The organism is uncultured Gimesia sp. (assembly GCF_937910335.1).
GTDB lineage: Bacteria > Planctomycetota > Planctomycetia > Planctomycetales > Planctomycetaceae > Gimesia.
In genome coordinates this window covers 1-8,782 of sequence record NZ_CALEMX010000583.1, presented here as the reverse complement: position 1 = coordinate 8,782, position 8,782 = coordinate 1, and the positions used below count along the sequence as shown (strand labels likewise).

Below are 8,782 nucleotides of genomic sequence, written 5' to 3'. Positions count from 1 at the left end.
GCCATTGCCGCTGCCATCTGTCTGCTCGGCGGACTGATCATGGCCTTCGGTTACTTGATCCTCGTCCTCTACTTCCGCTCCAAGGGTGGATATAAGGTAGAAGTTCTCCATGGAGAAGAACCCGATGGTGAACGCTATACTGGTGGAGTCGAAGGACCTGTTGAGTAACAGCAGATAATCAATTGATTTGAAGAGACCGACTAACGACCATCTGATCTCAGGTGGTCGTTTTTCTTCAAATCAAATCCTTGAATTCGCACGAACTTCAGGACCGTTGGAAAAACACATACATGAACACCATTGGCTTGACTTTTTGAGCAATAGCTGGATAACAGAAATATATTTTTGGTCGAGATTTTACGATATAATCCCCCTTGATAATTCATTTATAAATCAGGTTTTTTGCAATGCACGATTCGTTCCCGGAAACGCCCACCTTTGTCACCCATCTCGAATGCGGAATGGAACATGACCATTATCCGGCAGATCAACTCCACGGTCTTTCCAAGGCAGGCAAACCACTGCTCGTCAAATACGATTTGAATGCGATCGCTCAGTCCGTTACAAAGTCAGATTTGGCGGCCCGCCCTGCCACACTCTGGCGTTACCGCGAGTTTCTTCCCGTTCGTAAATCAGAAAACATCGTCAGCCTGGGAGAAATTCATACGCCTTTGATTCCCGCGCCTCGACTCCAGGGAGGGAACGGAAAACTCTGGATCAAAGATGAAGGACGACTCCCAACCGGTTCCTTTAAAGCCCGCGGCCTATGTATGGCTGTATCGATGGCGAAAGAATTAGGCGTCACTAAAGTCGCAATGCCAACAAACGGGAACGCCGGTTCTGCACTGGCCGCCTATGGAACAAGGGCCGGCATGAAGTCCTATATCTTCTGCCCCGATGATACACCCGAAATTAACATTCGTGAAATCGCAGCGCAGGGTGCCCATGTCTGGCGAGTCAATGGTTTAATCAACGCCTGTGGCAAAATTGTTGGTGAAGGAAAAGAACCAGTAGGCTGGTTTGACTTTTCAACCCTGAAAGAACCGTATCGCATCGAAGGAAAAAAAACGATGGGACTGGAGTTGGCCGACCAGATGGGCTGGCAGGTTCCCGACGTCATTTTTTACCCGACAGGCGGCGGAACAGGCCTGATTGGTATGTGGAAAGCCTTCAACGAACTCAAAGAGATCGGCTGGCTCACAGGAAAACTTCCCCGCATGGTCGCCGTACAGGCCACCGGATGTGCCCCCATCGTCAAAGCGTTTGAAGAAGGAAAAGAACACGCACCACTCTGGGAAAACGCACACACCGTTGCAGCCGGCATTCGTGTCCCCGTTGCCGTAGGTGATTTTTTAATTTTACGCGCAGTAAGAGAAAGTCAGGGATTCGCAACCGCTGTGAATGATGACCAAATTACCGCAGCGCTCAATGAAGCTTCGCAAAAGGAAGGATTCCTGATGTGCCCGGAAGGGGCTGCCACTTATGCCGCTTATAAACAGGAACTCGCGTCGGGGCGTATCAGCCCCGATGAAAGTGCCGTCCTGTTTAACTGCGCAACGGGTTTGAAATATGAACTTCCTCCGGCTGATCAGTCTATCGACATCAATCAGCCTGTAGACTACTCTCAGTTTGTCTGAGTTAGCAACCATTTTGAAATACAACAGCGGGAAAGCATGAGATGAGCGATGTTCTGGTAACAGAGAATATTCAGGGAGTCTCCATGGTTCGACTCATGGATGATCTTGATGTCGAATTCGATGCCTATCTCTGGCAGAACGTGGACCAGCTCAAAGAGAAGATCAAAACTGCCAAAGCATTGATCGTCCGCAATCAGACGCAAGTGAACCGTGAACTCATCGATGCAGCTCCTGATCTCAAAATCATTGCGAGAGCCGGCGCCGGCCTTGATAATGTAGATACGCAATATGCCCACGAAAAAGGAATTGTAGTCTGCTTTACTCCGGACGCCAATTCCCTCTCCGTAGCAGAACTGGCCATCGGCTTGATGCTTTCTTTGTTGAGAAAAGTTCCTGAAGCGCGCCAGGACACACTTACCGGAGGTTGGAATCGCATCAAATTCACAGGCTCCGAACTGCACGGCAAAACGCTAGGGTTGATCGGCATGGGACGCATCGGCACTTTAACTGCAACCCGCGCCAGTGCGTTTGGGATGAAAATCATCGCCGCAGACCCCTATCTCTCAGCAGACGCGCCCCATCTCAAACAATTAGACGGAAAACTCGTTTCACTGGATGAGTTACTAGTACAAGCAGACGTTGTCTCCTGCCATAGCCCATTGACTCCCGATACCAGAAAGCTGTTGACCTATCTGCATTTCTGCCTGATGAAACCGACTGCATTTTTCATCAATACATCACGCGGCGAAGTCGTCGATGAAAGTGGCCTGACCCAGGCACTCCTGGAACATAAACTCGCGGGAGCCGCGCTGGATGTCAGAGAAACAGAACCTCCTAATCAGTGCCCATTGAACCAGATGGAAAATGTAATCTTAACACCACACATCGCCGCCTTTACTCTAGAAGCGCAGGAACGCGTTGTCGATTCGGTATGTGAAGATGTGCGTTTGGTGCTGAGCGGAAAAAAAGCAATCCATGTTTTTGAATCTTAACTGAGAGTACCAGCTAGATGCAGAATGAACTCAAAGAAGAAAAATGGTACGACGGCATTTCTCGCTATCAATGGCTCGTGCTGACGATTGCCTCGCTCGGTTGGGTGTTTGACGTCTTCGAAGGCCAGATCTTCGTTGCCAGCATGAATGAAGCCATGCCCTCACTCGTCCCAGAAGGAACCTCTCAAGGCAAAATTTCGAATTACAATTACATCACATTCGGTGCATTTCTGATCGGTGGCGCACTCGGGGGAATTGGGTTTGGTGCATTGAGTGATCGTATTGGCCGCAAAAAAACAATGTCTTTGACAATCCTGTTTTATTCTTTGTTTACATGTCTCTCTGCATTTTCTCAGGACTGGTGGCAATTTGCTGGTTTTCGATTTCTTGTAGCATTAGGAGTCGGAGGAGAATGGGCAGTTGCCAGCACACTGGTTGCCGAGACGTTCCCCCCTAAAGCGCGGGCACGTGTCGGCAGTATTTTTCATGCATCCAGTGTCTTCGGAACATATCTCGCTATTTTGGCGGGAGCGTTTATCATAGGAAACGAGAGTATCCAAGCGTATGCAAAGAGTGTAGATCTTCCCACTCTACCTTGGCGCATTGGATTCGCGTTAGGCGTGATTCCTTCATTTTTGATTATCTGGATTCGAAGGTCCTTGAAGGAACCAGAATCGTGGAAACACGCTCAAGAAATGGCGAAACAAGATTCGAGTCAATCAATGGGAACGATTGGTGATCTTTTCTCTCCAAAATACACCAAGAGTACGTGCATTGGAATCACGTTGGCGGCTATTGGCTTTGCTACATTCTGGGGCGTACATATCTATGGGAAAAATGCGTTTTTGAATGCAGTAAAAGCAGATTATCGAGTCGAACATTTCCAGGATCAGCCTGACGTCTCGGAAGAAGAAATAAAATCCTATTTTGAATCCAAAAAAACGACATTGAAGAAATGGGAAATGCTGGGCATGTTCCTGGCAACAACCGGAGGAGGGCTAGGTCTGCTAGCCTTTGGCCCACTTTGTGAATGGTTGGGTCGACGAGGTGCGTTTTGTCTGTTTCATGTCGGGGGCTTAATCAGTGCGGTGCTGCTGTTTCAAGTATTCAATAATTCAATTGTCATCGGTTGCTTCCTCCCAATTTTCGGTTTTTTGACACTGGGCATGCATGCCGGCTATGCCATTTATTTCCCGGAACTCTATCCAACTCGACTGAGGGGAACCGGAGCGGGTACCTGTTTTAATGGAGGACGCATTATCGCTGCTCCCATCCTGTTTCTTGGAGGCTGGATGCTGGATGCCGGGGGATATTCGCTGGCACAAACGACGACGATTCTCAGCATGCTCTATATAGTCGGTGCAATTTTACCATTCTTTGCCAAAGAAACCAAAGGCAGCGCATTGATGGAATAACTGCTCATCCTTGCAGTACTCACTTCCGCTTAACAGAGTGCTGCAGCATGTAGTACTCATATTGACTTGTAATCTCTCATGATGTTTTCTGATCCACAATTGTGGTGTATTGTTCTCTCCATCGTTTTCATTTCTGCGTTGATTCAGGGAATCATTGGATTTGGATATGCGCTGGTCGCAATGGCTACCCTGCCTCTGGTGATCAATTTTCGCGAAGCGAATCTACTCGTCGCCTTTAGTATTGTGCTACCTGTCATCTGGATCTTCTGGAATTATCGTCAACACTCAAACCTTCGCATTCTCGCAGGCGCGATCATCGGTTCCCTGATTGGCTTACCATTCGGCATGCTGATCTTTACGCTGGTTGATATTGATCTTTTGGTGCGGGGCACCGGCCTGGTAATTCTATTGATTACCATTGACGGTTTTCTCCAACGCCCCTCCCCTGCTGCAGAAAGTGATCAACAAAGCCCCGCGACGCTCTGGAGTGCCCTTGCCGGTTTTTGTAGTGGATTCCTGGCTGGCACAACCAGTATTGCTGGGCCTCCGATTGTGATCTATGCAGTCCGTCAGCCCTGGACCCAGGATCAATATAAGGGGTTCATTTTTGGTTTCTTCATTTTGATCTCAATCTCCCGGGCCATCGGTTTATCACTGATGGGGCTGGCAACTTCCGAGGTATTATTGACCACTGCGGTCATTGTCCCGGTTGTGATTTTGGGAATGAAACTGGGAACAATTCTCGGACCACGCATTAACCCGGTGCTGTTCAAGCGATGCCTACTGTCGCTCTTAGCCGTCTTCTCGCTCTATATGCTCATTATGGGTAGCCCGACTCGTGCTGACTCCACTGAGTTAAAAGTCGAACTTACGAAAGCACCCCTCCTCAACGATCAAGTACGCTATTCAGGATATTGAACGTCTAACTTCTGTATCCATTCGAAAACCTCAAGCTGTTCGGGTAGTAACGATTCCACATCACCCACTTGCCGTTGAATGGTTTCCAATTCGTGAACCGTGTCTACATCAGTTAAAACGGGGAGTTCTAAAATGTAGCCGCGATCCTGAATCTGTTCCCGTAATTTTTCGACAGTTTTCGAATCACTATAAGGGACATTGAGCCATGCTTCCCGAGTCAGACAGATTTGACTGCCGAACAAATAAAAACCACCATCGCTAGCAGAACCAATCACAAACTGAGGGCGATCTGTAATTTCAGAAAGATACTCAACAGCTTTCGTTAAATAGGCAATGGGAAGTTGAGGAGCGTCGGCCCCCAGAAAGATCACATAGTCGTACTTCGCGGATAGAGCCTGATCAATGTGAGACAGACGAGAGCCCAGATCTCCCGTTCCCTGAGAAATGGTGGGAAACCGTTTCCATAATGGATCAGTGAGCGCGGCTTCTTCAGCAACGGCCCAAAATGGGGACACTGGCTTTTGCTCAGACACAACTCGAACCACAGCTTCCACTGCTTTGGCAGAGAGTTGATGGAACTGCTCTGCCTGAATTTGTCCAATCGATTGAGCCAATCTGGTTTTCAGAGGTGAATAACCAGGTGTCTTTACAAAGATGGCGATTGCGCCTTGCCTTGATACCATGCAGCAATACGATCTTTTATCAAGAGAAATAATTGGGGAACAGCCTGAAACAAACTCAGGAAGACATGCTGTAGCGTAATTTTCAACCATCCTTGTTGTTGGTATTTTCTGGCACTCGTTTCAATCGACGCGCCAGTACACTTTAACCGAACCCCTCTTCGTCTCGCGACCCAAACCAGAAGATGATCTTCTCCGTAAGCAGCCGATTCATTATATCCTCCAAGTTCCATGAATAAATCTCGATTTAAGCACAGCCCCTGATCTCCAAAGGGAATCCCCAAAATATGTGATCGAAAATAAACTCCCCATTGATTCAGCTTCATCAAGAAAGAACTCTGATCTGGAAATTTTAAATTGAAATAATGCAAAGCCCCGGGAGATAATTTTAAAGATTGAATCAGCAACCCGATTCCGGTTTCACTCAGCCTTGAATCAGAATGCAAGAATAAGAGACTGGACCCACAGGCTTCAGAGGCACCTAGATTCATCTGAATCGCCCGGCCTACAGAACTACAGTACCAATGACTTCGACTCTCAATTTGATTCTGACCCGCTAATTCTGTAAACTCCTGTGGTTGGTTACCATTGGAGATAAATAAAAACTCAGCTGAATCGGGAAAAAAAGCCAGATCGGCGATCAAGTCTTTCCAAAAGCACTCACCATCCAGAACCGGAATGACTACTGAAATCTGAGGTCCTGAATCCATTTCGTGCCTTGAACTCATCTTTTTTTCAACTTGAACAGGTAAAATGTGATTTGGTTCACAGTTTTTGTTAGCATAATAGAGAATAATTCGATCATCAAAAAATGTCGTCCCTCCTCTGGAACAACAATGTATCTCGAATTCTCTAACATCTCTATACTAAGATGTCATTAAAATAAAGAACGTAGATCAGGTTCTGCCGAGAATTCAAATGACTGATATTGGAATTGAAAGGAACTCGAATCACCATGAATTCAGTAAATGTAGACCCGATTTCTACTGAAGAAGAATCCGTTTATTCTCGATATGCCAACGCAGCGAACCAGAAAGAGCAATCGCTCTGCTGTCCTGTCACATACAATGCAGAATATTTATCAATCATTCCTCAGGAAATCCTGGAACGGGATTATGGTTGCGGCGATCCAACACCTTATTTGTCAGCAGGTGACACTGTTGTTGATTTGGGATCGGGTGGGGGTAAAATCTGTTATATTGCCTCACAGATTGTTGGCCCTGAAGGGAAAGTCATTGGCGTCGACTGCAATGCCGAGATGCTGGCATTAGCCAGAAAATATAAGCAGAAAATTTCCGATCAACTGGGATACGCAAATGTTGATTTCCATTGCGGTTTGATTCAGGATTTAAAGCTGGATCTGGACCAGTTGAATCAGGAGCTGTCAGACAATCCGATTGATAGCCACTCACGCTGGCTGGAACTTCGTAATCTGGAAGAACGCTTGCGCCGTGAAACTCCTATGATCGAGGATGAAAGTGCCGATTGTGTCATTTCAAATTGTGTCTTAAATCTGGTTCGCGAAAGTGACCGCAGTCAACTGCTGCAAGAAGTGTTTCGTGTTTTGAAACGTGGAGGCAAAGCAGTCATCAGTGACATTGTCTGCGATGAGGATGTCCCCGCACATCTAAGGGATGACCCCACGCTCTGGTCGGGTTGTCTCTCAGGGGCTTTTCGTGAAGATGCGTTTTTAAAAGCGTTTGAAGACGCTGGATTCCATGGAATCGAAATCCTCAAACGCGAAGAGACACCCTGGCAAACTATCGAAGGAATTGAGTTCCGCTCGATCACGGTTTCCGCTTACAAAGGCAAACAGGGGCCGTGCCTGGAAAGAAATCAGGCGATGATTTATCTCGGCCCGTATAAGAAAGTAGAAGACGACGATGGTCACATCTATTTTCGCGGACAACGAGTTGCCGTTTGCGATAAAACATTCCAACTCCTGCAGGCATTTCCCTATCAGGGACAATTCGCTGCCGTTGAACCGTTTCAGAATATCTCATTGGATCAGGCACAGGAAATGGATTGTCGACGAAATGCAATACGCCATCCCCAGGAAACCAAGGGTAAAAATTATGACCTGACCAGCCAGATCATGGACTCCTGCTGCAGTCCGGATAGTGATTGCTGTTCATGAATCGGTACGCTGATCTAATCTAATTTGTACGAATGATTCAGGAAGACTTATGGTTTCACTGACCCTCCTCCGACAACACAGCAAGCTTGCCGACCCCCGGGAACAATTGCGCATCTTAAACGACCAGAATCAGCAGCTTGCATTCGACCAGCAATTGGAACATCATCAGCTTCCTCAACTTCAGGCCAGTAAGATTACGACCATGCAGGTCAACCTGGGAAAGCTCTGCAATATGACCTGCGAACATTGTCATGTTGACGCTGGTCCTGACCGCAGAGAAATCATGACGGCCGAAACCATTCAGGACTGTCTGAACGCACTCGCACACCCCGATTTTCAGATATTGGATTTAACCGGGGGAGCCCCCGAGATGAATCCGCTCTTCCGCGAAATAGTAACGCAGGCAACCCAACTCAAAAAACAGGTCATAGACCGTTGTAATCTGACAATTTTACTAGCCCCCGGCTATCAGGATCTTCCTGAATTTTTAGCTGCTCATCAAGTCGAAATTGTGGCTTCGCTCCCCTGCTACCTTGAAGAAAATACGAATGCCCAAAGGGGTGATGGTGCATTTCAAAAATCGATTCAGGCACTGAAAATATTGAACGACCTCGGTTACGGGAAACCTGATTCCAAATTGAAACTCACATTGGTTTTCAACCCGGTCGGATTCTCATTACCTCCAGATCAATCTGAGTTGGAACTGGCTTACAGGCGTGAACTTAAAAAACACTTCGATATCGAATTCACGAACCTGATTACCATCACAAATATGCCCATCAGCCGCTTTCTGAGTGACTTGGTTGACCAGGGGAAGTTCGAAGAATACATGGAGCGATTGGTAAATGCGTTCAATCCTCAGACCGTTTCCGGGCTCATGTGCCGTTCCATCATTTCGGTAGACTGGCAGGGGATTCTCTATGACTGCGATTTTAATCAAATGCTGAACCTCCCCGTCGCCCTCCCTGCACGAAGGCACATTCGAGATTTTCACAGTCAGGAA

The 8,782-nt window shown here is 47.2% G+C and carries 8 protein-coding genes; 6 read left to right on the top strand and 2 right to left on the bottom strand.

What is annotated here, in order from left to right; translation table 11 throughout:
• Positions 1–407 precede the first annotated feature (407 nt).
• The 4 genes from Q0668_RS23790 to Q0668_RS23775 all read left to right on the top strand — a co-directional run bounded on the left by Q0668_RS23790 (position 408) and on the right by Q0668_RS23775 (position 4,962).
• Positions 408–1,637 (top strand): threonine synthase, encoded by a 1,230-nt coding sequence (locus tag Q0668_RS23790; RefSeq protein ID WP_298869040.1) that lies wholly within the window; start codon positions 408–410, stop codon positions 1,635–1,637.
• 41 nt (positions 1,638–1,678) lie between these two features.
• On the top strand, positions 1,679–2,629 hold the full coding sequence (locus Q0668_RS23785; protein WP_298869039.1) for a hydroxyacid dehydrogenase: 951 nt from the start codon (positions 1,679–1,681) through the stop codon (positions 2,627–2,629).
• 17 nt (positions 2,630–2,646) lie between these two features.
• Positions 2,647–4,044 carry an MFS transporter gene (locus Q0668_RS23780; protein ID WP_298869038.1) on the top strand — a complete coding sequence of 466 codons (1,398 nt, stop codon included), beginning with the start codon at positions 2,647–2,649 and terminating at the stop codon, positions 4,042–4,044.
• 78 nt (positions 4,045–4,122) lie between these two features.
• The gene (locus tag Q0668_RS23775) at positions 4,123–4,962 is read left to right on the top strand and encodes a sulfite exporter TauE/SafE family protein (protein ID WP_298869037.1); all 840 of its coding nucleotides are present in this window, start codon (positions 4,123–4,125) and stop codon (positions 4,960–4,962) included.
• On the opposite strand, the gene Q0668_RS23770 is transcribed toward Q0668_RS23775, so the two are convergent.
• Together Q0668_RS23770 and Q0668_RS23765 are read right to left on the bottom strand one after the other, a co-directional pair.
• Entirely contained in the window at positions 4,947–5,645 is a 699-nt protein-coding gene (locus tag Q0668_RS23770) for a DUF2064 domain-containing protein (protein WP_298869036.1), read from the bottom strand. The genes Q0668_RS23775 and Q0668_RS23770 overlap by 16 nt on opposite strands.
• On the bottom strand, positions 5,609–6,352 hold the full coding sequence (locus Q0668_RS23765) for a glycosyltransferase family 2 protein (RefSeq protein ID WP_298869035.1): 744 nt from the start codon (positions 6,350–6,352) through the stop codon (positions 5,609–5,611). Before Q0668_RS23765 ends, Q0668_RS23770 begins: the two co-directional genes overlap by 37 nt.
• A 245-nt stretch (positions 6,353–6,597) precedes the next feature.
• On the opposite strand from Q0668_RS23765, the gene Q0668_RS23760 reads away from it, so the two are divergent.
• Both Q0668_RS23760 and arsS read left to right on the top strand, forming a co-directional pair.
• On the top strand, positions 6,598–7,779 hold the full coding sequence (locus Q0668_RS23760) for a methyltransferase domain-containing protein (RefSeq protein ID WP_298869034.1): 1,182 nt from the start codon (positions 6,598–6,600) through the stop codon (positions 7,777–7,779).
• Positions 7,780–7,828: 49 nt separating this feature from the next.
• Positions 7,829–8,782, top strand: a 954-nt coding sequence (gene arsS / locus Q0668_RS23755; RefSeq protein WP_298869033.1) for an arsenosugar biosynthesis radical SAM (seleno)protein ArsS, incomplete at its 3' end; no start/stop codon positions are given.